Here is a 14,250-nt window from a genome sequence, read left to right as displayed (position 1 = left end):
AACTAATAAACAATTTGCTGTAAATTAAAACCAAATCACACTAATATACACGTGGAGGAAATAAAAAATGATTCACTAAATAACAGAATTAGTAATACTAAAGAATCTCTAAAATTTATTTATCAGCTAGAAGGGCTAACTTTTACGATTGATAAATATCAACGAGGTTACCGCTGGGGAATTAGAGAAATTCATTCATTATTAAATGACATAATTACTTTTAATTCTAGTAAAGAAAGCTTCTATTGCCTACAACCGCTTGTTTTAAAAAAAAAGGAGGAAACTATTTATGAATTAATTGATGGTCAACAACGCTCAACGACAATCTATCTTATTTTAAAATATTTGCTTAATAGCGACTTCTTTAATTTAAAATACGAGACAAGAGGTAACAAAGATGGTGTAAATAGGTTTCTAGGACAATTAAATAATTACAACATCCTCGATTTTATTGAAATTAGCGAGGAGCAGCTTGATCGTGAAATATCAGATTACTGGAAAAAAAATTTTATTAATACATATGGGATAACTGACAGTGTTGATAATTTCTACTTTTTTAAGGCATACTGTATAATAAAGCGATGGTTTTGTATTGCTGAGGAAAGAAAAGAAGTTGTACATAGAAACCTCCTGTATAGGACCAAAGTAATATGGTATACAGAAAAAAGCACGACAGATAATGCTACCAACACATTTATAAATTTTAATGATGGAAAGATTAACCTTGATCAGGCAGAATTAATCAAGGGACTATATGTACTTGAATTAAATAGCATATCAGATGCTACTCGTAAAGCATACGAAGAAAATCAATTTGCAGATGAATGGAATGCAATTGAACATCATTTAAAAATACCTTCTTTTTGGAGTTTTATAAATAGTGAAAAGGATAATAGGGAAATAGCAAATAAAATTACTCTCTTATTACAACTTGAAAAAGGTAAAGGCAAAAAAACAGAAGATCTTTTTTACACCTATCGTGAATATGAAAAAGCTTTTAATTCTGACAAAAAGCCTGAATGGAGAAATCTTTCTTCTCTTTATAGCCAATTGGAAGAATGGTTTAACAATAGAGAAACCTATCATTTATTAGGCGCATTAGTTCATCTCACCAACAAATCTGTTCATGATATTATTGTAAAGTATAAAGAGAAATCAAACAAAGAAGAATTAAATAATTATTTAAGACAAATTCTGGTAGAGGAGTTTTTTCAAGACGAAAAAAGTTTCAAAAGCAAATACAATCCTGACGAAATAAAGTATGGTAAATATAGCGTATTTCAAATTTTACTAATATATAATATAGCTGTTGCACAACTAACAGACAAATATTATAAATTTCCATTCGATTTATTTAAGAAAGTCAAGCTATGGAATATCGAACATATCTATGCTAAGAATTCAAAAGGCTTCGAAAATCTTGACGATTTAAATGACTGGTATAATGAACTTCAAGAGATAACACAAGATTTAGAATTAAATGCAGAATATCTAAAATTATGGGCGGAAATTGACCTATCAGACTTAGCTAAAACAAATACTGTCGTGAAAAATATCGAGAGTCAATTACTTGAAATATTTGACAAAGACAGTATTTCAAATCTATGCCTTTTGGATAATTTGACAAATATTAGAGTTGGTAACAAGGTCTTTAGAAAAAAACGCGAAATGGTACTTGGAATCAATAACTTAATTGACGACGGAGCCTATATTCCTTTAGCTACAAAAATGGTATTCCAAAAAGCAATGACTCCTTCAGATAAAATTACCATGAACTACTGGAATACTATGGATAGAGAAGCATATGTGGAAGATATAAAAAATAAAATAAAACAATTTTTAGGTGTACCGCTATGATGAAGAATTATTCTTTTTTTGAACTAATTAATCAGTATATTATAGAAATTCCTATAATACAAAGAGATTACGCCCAAGGTAGAGAGCAAGAAAATGTTACTTACATTCGAGAAAAATTTGTCTCCAATTTAGTTAGCAGTATAATAAAAGGAGAGCCTATACATTTAGGTTTTATTTATGGAAAGGTTGAAGGTAAAGATGAGCTTGAGAAAATGAAATTGCATTCAGAAGCTGTCGAAAAACTTTTAAGTACTGTAAAACAATATGCCAATCAATTTAACATTAATGTAGACTCAACAATTAGCACCGAAGTAATTACTTTAAAAAATACTTTACGTTTTATTCCGTTAGACGGACAGCAAAGATTAACCACTTTATTTCTACTATATTGGTACATCAATATGCGAAAAGGAAATGGTCATGGTAATTGGTTAACCAATTTTAAATACAACAATCGAAAATCAGCATTGGCTTTTTTTGATGAGTTATCTAGTAATGATAATATTCTTAAAATCCGAAGTGATATTGATAGTAAAAATAAAATAAATATAAAAGATCAAATAAGTAAGTATATCTGGTATTTATCTAAATGGGATTACGACGCAACAGTTAACGGTGCGATTGTAATGCTAGAGCAAATACACAAAGAATTTTCTAAATCACCAGAACTAAACTTTAAAGAAATAGAATTAAAAACACTTTCATTTACGTTTGATTTTTTTGATTTGCATGAACTGAATCAATCAGATGAGTTATATATAAAAATGAATGAAAGAGGAAAACAATTGACCGATTTTGAGCATTTCAAAGCTTGGTTGCAAAATTTTACTGAGAAAAAATATGATTCTGGAGAACAAAAGATTTTTTTAAGAGATTTTTGGGTAAAGATTGATACTATTTGGTTAGATTTTTTTTGGAAAAATTTAGATGTTGACTACACAGGGCTTGATGATTTATATTTCAATTTTTTGAAGACAATGGCATTAAACTATCATTTAGGCAGTGGCAAAGAAAGAGAAATACCTGATTTTTTAAAAAGTCTTGTCCAAGATATACGAAATACTGATTCTTATGATAGAGAAAAAGTGCAATATATTCCTATTAGTAAATTTTTAAGTAAAATAAAACGAGAAGATCACAATGACTTTTTATTTGAATTATTTTCTTACGAAGCTTTAGAATTTATTACTGATGCTTTTAATGCTTTGTTTAAGCTAAGTGAGAATATGGAATTTACAGTTGCAATAACTGAAGTAACAACAAAACCTTTTGCTTCGAATTCTATCCTAAATGCTTACATAAAGAAGAGTTCCTTTACATTGAACTTATGGGATCACGCAATGTATTATGCTATTATAAAATATTTTCAAAAAGTTCAATCATGTAAAATTACTCATTTAAAAAATTGGTTGCGAATTTTAAGAAATATAATTTATAATACTTACATCCAAAATCCCGAAAACCTATATATAGCCTTGAATACCATTGACAATTTGTTTAATGAACATTTTTTAGACTCAGTTTTACTTAGTGATATAATAAATGCTGACAACTTTGAATTAAGGTTTTTCAATCAAAACCAACTTAATGAGGAAAAGACTAAAGGTCGTTTACTTAAAAATGAACAATGGCATTCTTGTATTGACAAGCTGGAAAAACACCCATATTTTTACGGACAAATTAATTTTATTTTTAATTTGTGTCAATCTGACGGAGGTGATAACTATAACTATGAGCAATTTGAAAGTTATTCTAAAGTATTATATTTATTATTTGAAAAAGATACCGAAGAATTTTTGTTACAAAGGGCTTTGTTATCTCTAGGAGATTATTTGATAAAAGTTAATTCAAATTGGACGTTCTGTAAAACTGATACAGATTCTTTGCGTAGTAGAAATGAAAACTGGAGAAGAGTTTTTATACAAGATGATAAATTAAAAATATTAGAACTTCTAATCTTAGAAATTATCAAGAGAGAAAATATACGTTTAGATTTCAATTCTATTTTAATAGATATTATAAATTCTCACCAATACAATATTGATCAATGGGAATATTACTTTGTTGAATCTGCCTACCCGTTGCAGCAATCTAAATTGATGGAGATTAGATGGAACAATAATGATGATATACGATTGCTACCTGCAAAAACAATAATCGGTTATCATTTAGAACTTAGAACTATTTTTTTATTAAAATTTATATATAAGAAATTAATAAATATTGAGCCATTTGAAAAAATCGAGTTCCTTTGGGACAAAGGTAGCACTGGGCATCCAGGTATCTCAATAACTGGATATGAATTTAGCAATAAAACATATAGACTAGATATTAGGTATTCTCTTAATAAAAACATTTATGACTTTTGTTTTTATAATGAAGCAGACATAATTAGAAATAGATTAGCAAATCAACTGATAGTAAATAATCTGACTGATTATAATTATGATGATAACTTTAAACATTATTTTAAACAAATCCATTTCAGCAACATTGTGCAAGAAATTCAAACATTATGCACTAATCTGAAAACAATATCATAATCAAACATAGAACATTATGTCTATTCGCAAACCACAAATAGAAAATGATCAAACATTTACTTTATATTTAAATTTCTTAAAAACAGTATAAATACCTGCTACAAAATGGCAATTAATCAGTAGAATTGCAAATAATTGATTTAAGATTATGGTTATCCGTAAAATTATTAATAAATAAATTTCAATATTTGTTCGTTTACTGGTAATTAAATTATACTTAATTTCTCTTAATTAAAATGTATGTTAAATAAGCCTTTTGTAATTATCAACCTTGAGAAAAGATATGGAAAATAGAAAGTTAGAAATATATACTTTTATAGCTCACCCAAATAGGAAACCAACTGAAAATGTAGTTTTAGAAGATGTATTTGGTAATGATTTATATCTTAAGCTTAAGAATGGATTTCCTAACTTTGTTGATACTTTTCCTCCTTTGCAAATAGATGATAAAACTGCAAAAATTGAAAAAATAAAAAATGGCAATGAAGTAAAAAGTATTTTCAAATTTAATGATTCACTAAGATATATTGCCGGTAAAATCATGATTGGAGATGATGACGGTAAAGAACAAGATGTAGTAGAAAGTAATAAAGAAAAAACAGTTCTCTATACCAAAAAGAAAGGTCAATCAGTAGAAAGACCTTATTACTTTATGATAATTGTTCCTCTAGGTCTGAAATATGGGTTTATTGTTTTAGAAAGAGAAGGTAAGCATTCTGCAAAAGGTGTTTTTGACAAACTTTTTAGAAAATTTGTATATGAAAATTTATCTGGTTTAAATTGTAAAATAAGCAATTTTGTTGAATCTGAAATTATCAAAGAATACTTAGAATTTGGTCAATATAATAGCATTACTTTAAGCCAAAAAATTATTTCCAGCGACAAGGCGGAACAATATTTAGGAACTTATATTGATGGTTCAAAATATAAAGTCGAACTTCGAATTATTCCATTAGAGAATTCAGTGATTCCTTTTAATACAAAAAAGAAAATACTAAAAAACTTAGAAAATAATGAAGGGTTTTTCGAAGGAACAGAGTTTAGAAATATTGGATTTGATGATGATGCAAATGTTAAGGTCGTGGCAACAAAAGATGGAAATACCAGAACCATTGATTTAGAAGATACCTTTAAAGTTAGACCTTATTACGTTATCAATGTAGCTAATAATAATAAAGGCTTTTCTGATTTTAAAAATATAAATAAAGAAGCTAAGAAATTAATCAGAGGTTTTGATTTAAATATTTTATAATGTATTCAAAACTAAATATAAAAAATATTATAATCGGTCACAAAGACTCTTTAGTTAATGTAAAGAATAAGTCCGATTATAAAAAAGAATTTATTTATATTCCACTATTAGCTTCTACAGTTTTAGTTTTAATTAAAATTCCAGATAATGATGTTAAAAATATTTTTGGTATTTGTTTGTCTATTCTAATTGGACTTTATTTAAATATCTTAGTGCTTCTTATTTCAAGTATTTCATCAGAAAATCTAAAAATATCTTTTAGGCAAAAGAAGACAAGATTGGCGCTACTTAAAGAAACTTTATACAATGTTTCTTTTTCAGTTTATGTTTCTGTTAAAGCCTTAATTGCATTGTTTCTTTCCACCATTCTTATTGTAAACATATATTCATTAAACGATTTATTATGTGTCCTTATCAATAAGGATTTTAATTTTGTAATTCAGTTATTTCTAGGTTTTTTCCTTTATAAATATACAATTGATATTTTCCTTATTTTATTTATGATTCTTAAAAGAATTAATATTATCTATAGTAAGGAAATTGATCTAGAGAATCTTAGGTTAAACGACCTAATTTATAAGGAAGATCACAAAGATGAAGACTAAAATAATTACTTCTTTAGTTTAAAAAAAGCAACATTTAATATAGATAAATATGAAGAAAGTTTTAATAGTTAATGTCAATTCAGAGTTGACGGAAAAATTAAGAAAAGGAAACCATATCATCTTTAAATTATTTATTTCTAAAAATTATTCAATTTCAAAAGGTTAGAATTTCAAAATCTCATATCACTTACTTTGAAACACTACCCAATTTAGTACCGTTCAAATCAACCTCCCTATCCTACCATCTCCCCTCTCACCGGCCAAAACAATACTAAAAACAATCGCAAAAAAAAAAAACAAAAGAAAACACTGCCTAACCAGCTAAATTCAACATTTTCATATGTTTATCACAAAAATCATTAAGTTTTCTAATTTTTATATCCGCTATATCAAACCCTTGATCATAAAATTTTCCTGATTCGGGAACCGCCACTACTCTCATACCAGCGGCAAGAGCAGCACTTATACCGGATTTTGAATCTTCAAATACAATGCATTTGGCAGCTCTGACATCAAGTTCAAGTGCTGTTTTTAGATAGATATCAGGGTATGGCTTTGGCTTTTCTACAAAATCTGCTGATATGGTACTATCAAAATACTCTTCGATCTCCAATTTTTTAAGTACTTTGGGAACAAGGCAGTATGGGGAATTTGTAGCCAGCCCTATTTTGCAGCCTAATTTTTTGAAATACTGAATCAGTTCGATAACTCCTGGCATCATAGTCCCTTTATGATCAATAAGCTCCCCGACTCTATCAATCACCTCTTGTTCCACTTCGTGCAGACCCCTCTGCTTCCACGGTTTATAATTGTACCAATATTCAGTGACCTCTCTTGTTGTCATTCGGCTGGTTTGAACGGCCAGATCGTCCCTTACCTGAATCCCTAAACTTCCAAATACTTCTTTTTCTGCGGTTCTCCAAAATGGCTCAGAATCAATCAACAAACCATCCATATCAAAAATTACAGCTTCAAACATTTACGATGCAATTACGTTATTTTTCATTACTATTATTTTTATTTACTTATACTAATCTTTATGGCCAGCTTCTTCCCCGCCAGTCAAAAATAAAGAAATTAAAAAATCTAAAACTGACTGGCATGACGTTTCTGATAGATCTTATAACCAAATGCATCCTATGGGAAAAATCCGGGATACCAATCACGTGTGGCTGCAGTTACGATTTCTGACCAGTTTTTTTAAGTTTCAATTCATAAGTTTAAGTATAAAGGATTTAATATAATTTGTTATAGAACTGAAAAATTTAGAAATTTTTTGAAGTTTATGGCATCTGTTTCATAATACTTTGTAGCTTTCTGACTTTCATCATCTTCATATTCCATATCCATACTATAAGAATTGGCATCGTATAGGTAAAATTGCACAAGGTTTTTTGCTTTAAAGTAATATATATTCAAACCTAATCTATGTTCAAAAAAATCTCGATTATGTGAATTCTGCTTAACATTAGAAGCCAGGTCTTTTGATATATTCCTATCATTGAAGGTTTGGGTATTAATAAACATCAAAGTGCCTTCATATAATATTCTCATTGTTGTTTTATTTAGATAATCAGGTGTTAACTTGTATGCATTAGCTAATTCTGCCTTTGATACTACATAGTATTTACAACTTACTTTATTGTTCCAGCCTTTTTGGATTGAACTATAAGTATAAAAACCATCCCTGTATTTTTTAATTATAATCGCATATGTACTATCAGCAATTTTTACGTCTTTTATTTCAAGCGAATTAAAATTGTCAGTACCTAAACCATACGACTCATAGTTACCTAAAAGCTTTTGATTTTCACGAAGATCTTGAGGTATTTTATTCTTTCCGCTTATCCATTGTCCAGAAGAGTTTTTTAACCAACCGGTAGCTAATATTAATGCGCTGCTTTTTTTTGTTATTATTGGCAATGGTTCATCCATTCGATTTTGAGCATTGATGCTGGCTGCAAACAATGTAAAAATTATAAGTAGATTTATTTTCATAAGATACTTGTTGGTATATTTAAATTTATTAACATTAAAAATAAACTAATAATACATAGATCTGATAGAATTGAACATCGTAACTACGTAATTTTTTAATTCAAAAAAGTTGTTGATTATTTGGAGGAAATACTACTTTATCTACAAAAAGGAAATGTGAATTACACATTCTACATCTTATAGACATACTCCGCCTTCACGTATCCAAAATTCCCTGAGCGGATCACCTTCACCTGCAGCCACTCCCCGTCAATGGCAATCACCATCAAGAGATCATATTTTTTAAGGGTCTCTATAAATGCCGATTCATTTCCCGGCTCTTCACGCAGCTTTAGAGTTTCAGAATTTACAGCGACTATATCCTCAGGATGATAGATAGCTGTCTTTTTTTTGCTTACGTCTTCTTTCTTTGCCTTGGATTTAACGGACTCCTTGGAAGTAAGAGAAACGGTCTGTACTTTTTTAGACGGACTATTGACGCTACTTCTTGAAGAAGAAGTGCTTGCATGCGGAGTCGTATATCTCGCAGGCGGCGAATAGGTAGCGCAAACTCCGCAGCTTCCACCATTCGAACAATGTCCGCATCTGCTGCAGTTTGAGCATGCGCTGCAGTAAGCGCTCCCTGTGCATCTGCCCGCTTCTTTTGGTTTGGCATCACAGCAGCTTGCCATGAGCTTATCGTTCTGCGCATTAGCACATAATACCGTAAAAAAGAGCAAGGTGTAATAAAAAAGTATTTTTATCATGGTCAAATAGTTATGTTTCAGGCAAACATAAAGAAAGCTTTCCTCTAAAGTTTACGGTTTTCCGTAATTAGCAGATATTTCTAAATCAAGACAATTACAGCTTTATGTGATCTCTAATAAAAAGAATTACTTATTTAATAAATTCTTCAATTAAAACACCCATTCAAAACAACTCACCCATCACCGGCCAAAACAACAATTAAAAACAATCTAAAAAAAATTAGATCCAAATCAAAAACTAACTAACTAACTAACTAACTAACTAACTAACTAACTAACTAACTAACTAACTAACTAACTAACTAACTAACTAACTAACTAACTAACTAACTAACTAACTAACTAACTAACTAACTAACTAACTAACTAACTAACTAACTAACTAACTAACTAACTAACTAACTAACTAACTAACTAACTAACTAACTGCTTAATAATCTTTAATCCAAATAAATAGATCTACCTGGCCGGCTTCACCATCACCGGCCAAAATAGAAACAGAAAGCAGAAAACCCAAAACCAACTGGCAAACAGCTTGCTTAAGAAACATTAACAATAAAAAAACAGCCCAAAGGCTGTTTTAATTTTTCTGCAATCTTACTATAAATGTCTAAATTTCCGTAAATGTTTAGAATCAGCCATTAACTGCCAGCACATCTGACAGATCACCTTATTTTTTCAAAATAAATTTCTGGGCTTTAAATGAATTTCCATCTGTTTTTTTAATTAAAAAAACGCCATCTGAAAGATTTTCCAGGTGAATTGTATTTAAAGAATCTGCATTAAGATTTATTGATTTTACAATTTTTCCAGCAGCGTCTATTATGCTGTAGTTCCCATCGTATCTGGTAAGAATGTTTAAAATTCCTTTGCTTGGAACAGGATACATTTTAAAGTCGGCTGCTTTGAAATCGTACAGCCCCAAAGTACTTACAGTAATACAATCAGAAACAATCGTGCACCCTGCAACGGTAATTTCAACTTTATAGTCTCCAACGGAGGATGGCGTAAAGGATTGGCTGGTTTCGTTTGCCAACAGTGTGTTGGGGCACTTATACCACTGGTAAATGGCTCCGGAATGGTCCGAGGTCAAGATTCCAGAATTTAATGCTACTGTTTTCTGAATTGCAGAAGAATTATTAATGGTCAATGCTAAAGTTTTAATGTCGCATCCCAAAGAATAACTGTAATTCCCCGAAGCGGTATAAGTGGTGCCATTCACCGGCCATGTATAGCTGTCGCAGGCGGTCTCTGTCTGCGTTGAACTTGTAGAATTAGTGATAGTCAATGCTAAAGTTTTAGTGTCGCATCCCGAAGAATAACTGTAATTACCCGAAGCGGTATAAGTGGTGCCATTCACCGGCCATGTATAGCTGTCGCAGGCGGTCTCTGTCTGCGTTGAACTTGTAGAATTGGTGATCGTTAACGCTAAAGTTTTAGTGTCACATCCCAAAGAATAACTGTAATTCCCCGAAGCGGTATAAGTGGTGCCATTCACCGGCCAGGTATAGCTGTCGCAAGCCGTTTCAGTCTGGGTAGAACTCGTAGAATTGGTAATCGTTAACGCTAAAGTTTTGGTATCACATCCCAAAGAATACGTGTAATTTCCCGAAGCGGTATAAGTTGTGCCATTCACCGGCCAGGTATAGCTGTCGCAAGCCGTTTCAGCCTGGGTAGAACTCGTAGAATTGGTAATCGTTAACGCTAAAGTTTTGGTATCACATCCTATCGTATGGGTATAATTTCCAGTAGCTGTATAAGTTGTGCCATTTACCGGCCAGGTATAGCTGTCGCATCTAGAAACAGTTTCAGTTGCTGATGAGGTTGAAGGATTGATTGTTAAGTTTAGAGTCTTAGTATCACATCCTACAACTGCTGTGTATGTTCCAGAGGTGGTATAAGTTGTTCCATTGGCACTCCATGTGTAAGAATCACAAGCCGTTATGGTTTCAGGTGTTGAAGTTGCAGACGGAGTTATTGTTAAATTTAGAGTTTTGGTATCACATCCAACAACAGCAGTGTATGTTCCAGAACTAGTATAAGTTGTTCCGTTAACACTCCAGGTATAAGAATCACATTCGGTTACGGTAACTGGGGGCGACGTTGTTGAAGGAGTTCCCGTCACAGTTTTAACAAGAACCCTGTCACTTGCGCAATAAGCTGTCTCACAAGCAACACAATACGTCGTATTATTTGCCATAGGAGTTGCAGAAACCGAATTTCCGGTTGCAAAACTGGTTCCCCCGTTCATTGCGGTATACCAGGTCGCAGTTGTACCAAGCGGGCAAGCTGCGTTTAATGTAACGGACGTGCTTCCTAAACAAGGGATATTCTCTGTGTCCGCCGTTACTGTTGCAATTGCTGGCTTAATTGATGTTGTTGTAATATTAGAATTTACAGTTGTAAAATTAGAACCGCTAACGGCAGCCTGATTGGTAACCGAACAGGTGTTTTGCGGTAACGTGCCTGCTGCATTGATTGTCGCACTAAAAGTAATCACAGTGCTTTTTCCTGCAGCCAGAGCAAATGGTCCGGCAGTAAGGGTTTCATTAACAGCATTTGCCGCAACAGTTTTAGCAGTTACTGCATTATCAGGTACAGTATTATTGACAGCTGCCGCAGGGTCGGCCTCTTCTTGCGGCGTTTCTTTCTGGATGGCCATTTTTGATGCGCTTGCATTGTCAGGAATAGTGACAGTTCCCGAAATTATGGTTCCAGTACCGCCTTCATCCAGTCCTGCTCCTGTTGGAGTATTAGGATTATTGCTATTCCAGAAATTTGTCAATGCCGCACTTCTGTTTCCAGTTCCTGAAACGTATGCGGTATTACCCTGTAAAATTACCTTACAACTAGGTCCCTGAGAGAGTACATCAAAATTCCCTGCTGCTAATCCGCTTGCAGAGTTAACTATGTTACCAGTAACCTTTGCAGCACTGATCATCGTACTGGAGGCATTATCTGCATAGGCCACTACTCCAATATGAGTGTAGGCATTATTTGCAACGCTAATATTATTATTGGTGATGGAAGCATCAATTCTTCCTGCACTTAATACGGCATTATCATTTGCTTCAGAGAAAATGCCGTAATTGGCGGCATTAGTGATTATATTATTGGCTATCTCAGTAATATGTTTGGCATTACCATAAGCAGCAACACTGATTCCATTGCTGGAAGAAGTTGAGCCGCCGCCATCAATGGTATTATTATTTATACGTCCTTTTATCGTTCCCGAACCCTGATTTCCGACACTGCATGCATAAAGAGCATTGTAGCTTGACTTTAAAGTGTTATTTATAATATTGTAGTTCACAGCTGCATTGCCTGTTACTTGTAAAGACAAACCATTACTTCCAGGACTTGAAGCTGCAGCATTTATAGTATTAGCATCTGTAGATGCATTAGTTCCTCCTATTTGGACGGTATTTACAGAAGATCCGCTAAAATTCAATGCTAAACCGGTCGTTTTTGAATTAGAAAAATCATTCTTTTTAAAAACCAATGTATTGTTTGTAGTCCCTTTAGCCTGAAAAATAAAATTACTGTCTCCGTTTGATTTATTAAAAGAGTTTTTAAATTGAGAGCCGGTTACTGTCAAATTAAGCGTAGGATTTTGAGAAAGCTGGCCGTTAAATCCAAAAAAACCTCTTCCCCAGGAATCATTAACATTTGTGTTTGTGATTGAACTTGTTCCTCTTAAATTTAATGCAAATATTCCTCCCACATTTGCATTTCCTCCATTTGCACTTCCGCATCCTGTAATTGTACTATTGGATAATACGAAATTATTAACATCATTTAAATTTATTCCAACAGAGTTTGTAGTGCCGGTGATCAAAATATTATCTAAATTAACGCCTCCAGAGACAGTTTTAAAATGCAGTGCGCCGTAAGAATTGGTGTTGTCATCTTCGGCATCACTCATTACTGTCGAAGAGTTATTTGCATTGGTAAAATTCATGTTCTTAAGTGTAACATTGGCGCACGAAATAAACTCAGCACCTCTTAAAGATATATTTTGAATTGTCCCGCCAGATCCGGCCGTAGATCCTGTTCCTGTCACCTGAAAACTTCCCTGCGCGCCGGTTACTGAAATTCCCTTAGAGACGCCGCTGGCAGAAATACTGGTAAAAATACAGTCTAAAGCGCCGCCGCCAGTAATATTAACAGCTTGTAAATTTGTTGTATTAATAGTTGTATTTCTTATTTTCAAAGCTCCAACGTTCGAACCAGATAGAGTTCCTGTCAATGCAACAGCTTGGATATCGTTATTTGCTTTTAAATTGACACCGGCAATAGTCGGATTTGTTCCTCCGGTAGCGGGCAAAACATTACTATAGGCCGGCACAGCAAGACTTAATATCGAAGTCAGACTTGCAGCTGCCCCCTGACCAATTACTTTTTGATTATCATTTAAGGTTAAAAGTCCAGTAACTGTTCCCGTATAAATAAAAACAGGAAAGGCATTACTTCCTGTAATACTGTTTAAAGTTTTATAAGGTGATGCTAGAGTTCCGTTTCCTGCAGCAGCCGCTGCACTATTAACAAATATTATAGGAGTGCTTACAGTAATATTTACTGTTGCAGTTGAGGTCTTGCCGCTGGCAGTGGTCAAAGTATAAGTAAAACTATCTGAACCAGAATATCCTGCATTTGGATTATAAATAAAAGAACCGTTCGCATTCAGAACTGCGGTTCCATTTGCTGCTCCTGTTAATAAAGAAGCCGATAAAGCAGTTCCATCCGGACTGACATCGTTTGTTAAAACACCACCTGCCGCATCCACACTAATTCCAACGTTTCCAATGCAGGAATACGAATTGTTGTTTGCTATTGGGGTTGCTTTAAAAGAGTTTGGAACTAAGGTTAGATTAGAATCTAAAATATCCTGAAAATTCATTCCTAAAGCATCATCTGTACCTGTATTTGTTATAGTTATAGTAAAATCAAGCTGAGAACCAGGCTGCGCGTTCCCACCTCCATTAACCGCTACAGCGTTTGCTACAGTAACTGTCGCAGCTACAGTAGATGTATTTGTTTTGTCTTCTTTAATTTCAGCTTTTTTATCTTTATTTTCTTTTTTCTCATCAATAAAAGTTTTTTCAGCTTTTACAAAACGTTCAACTATAGGAGCAACAAAATTATTCTTAATAATAGTATTGTATTTCATTCCAAAACTTAGAAATCCAACTAGTATTATTACAGCTAAGAGTTTGTTATTTTTCATTTTTTTTTTGCTTTTAATTAGC

General features: G+C 32.7%; 8 protein-coding genes. 4 read left to right on the top strand and 4 right to left on the bottom strand.

The genetic code is table 11. The features are described 5' to 3' along the window. Positions 1-51 precede the first annotated feature (51 nt). The 4 genes from FJOH_RS13970 (at position 52) to FJOH_RS13955 (ending at position 6,257) form a co-directional block, all read left to right on the top strand. Positions 52-1,857, top strand: coding sequence for a DUF262 domain-containing protein (locus FJOH_RS13970; RefSeq protein ID WP_012024756.1), 1,806 nt, complete (start codon positions 52-54; stop codon positions 1,855-1,857). Next, positions 1,854-4,400, top strand: coding sequence for a DUF262 domain-containing protein (locus FJOH_RS13965; RefSeq protein WP_012024755.1), 2,547 nt, complete (start codon positions 1,854-1,856; stop codon positions 4,398-4,400). Before FJOH_RS13970 ends, FJOH_RS13965 begins: the two co-directional genes overlap by 4 nt. A 283-nt stretch (positions 4,401-4,683) precedes the next feature. Further along, complete coding sequence (locus FJOH_RS13960) at positions 4,684-5,652, top strand: hypothetical protein (RefSeq protein WP_012024754.1); 969 nt, start codon at positions 4,684-4,686, stop codon at positions 5,650-5,652. After that, positions 5,652-6,257, top strand: a complete 606-nt coding sequence (locus tag FJOH_RS13955; protein ID WP_012024753.1) for a hypothetical protein — start codon at positions 5,652-5,654, stop codon at positions 6,255-6,257. Before FJOH_RS13960 ends, FJOH_RS13955 begins: the two co-directional genes overlap by 1 nt. Positions 6,258-6,570: 313 nt before the next feature. On the opposite strand, the gene hxpB is transcribed toward FJOH_RS13955, so the two are convergent. The 4 genes from hxpB to FJOH_RS13935 form a co-directional block, all read right to left on the bottom strand. Then, complete coding sequence (hxpB, locus tag FJOH_RS13950) at positions 6,571-7,236, bottom strand: hexitol phosphatase HxpB (protein ID WP_012024752.1); 666 nt, start codon at positions 7,234-7,236, stop codon at positions 6,571-6,573. 269 nt (positions 7,237-7,505) lie between these two features. Then, positions 7,506-8,255: a hypothetical protein gene (locus FJOH_RS13945; protein WP_012024751.1), complete on the bottom strand. Its 750-nt coding sequence runs from the start codon at positions 8,253-8,255 to the stop codon at positions 7,506-7,508. Positions 8,256-8,425: 170 nt separating this feature from the next. Next, positions 8,426-9,001 (bottom strand): SH3 domain-containing protein, encoded by a 576-nt coding sequence (locus FJOH_RS26555; RefSeq protein ID WP_073099590.1) that lies wholly within the window; start codon positions 8,999-9,001, stop codon positions 8,426-8,428. A 670-nt stretch (positions 9,002-9,671) separates the two neighbouring features. Then, positions 9,672-14,228 (bottom strand): Ig-like domain-containing protein, encoded by a 4,557-nt coding sequence (locus FJOH_RS13935; RefSeq protein ID WP_012024749.1) that lies wholly within the window; start codon positions 14,226-14,228, stop codon positions 9,672-9,674. Between the last annotated feature and the right edge of the window lie 22 nt (positions 14,229-14,250).

The sequence above is a fragment of the Flavobacterium johnsoniae UW101 genome, assembly GCF_000016645.1.
In the GTDB taxonomy this organism is placed as follows: Bacteria; Bacteroidota; Bacteroidia; order Flavobacteriales; family Flavobacteriaceae; genus Flavobacterium; species Flavobacterium johnsoniae.
This window is presented reverse-complemented; position numbering and strand designations above follow the sequence as displayed.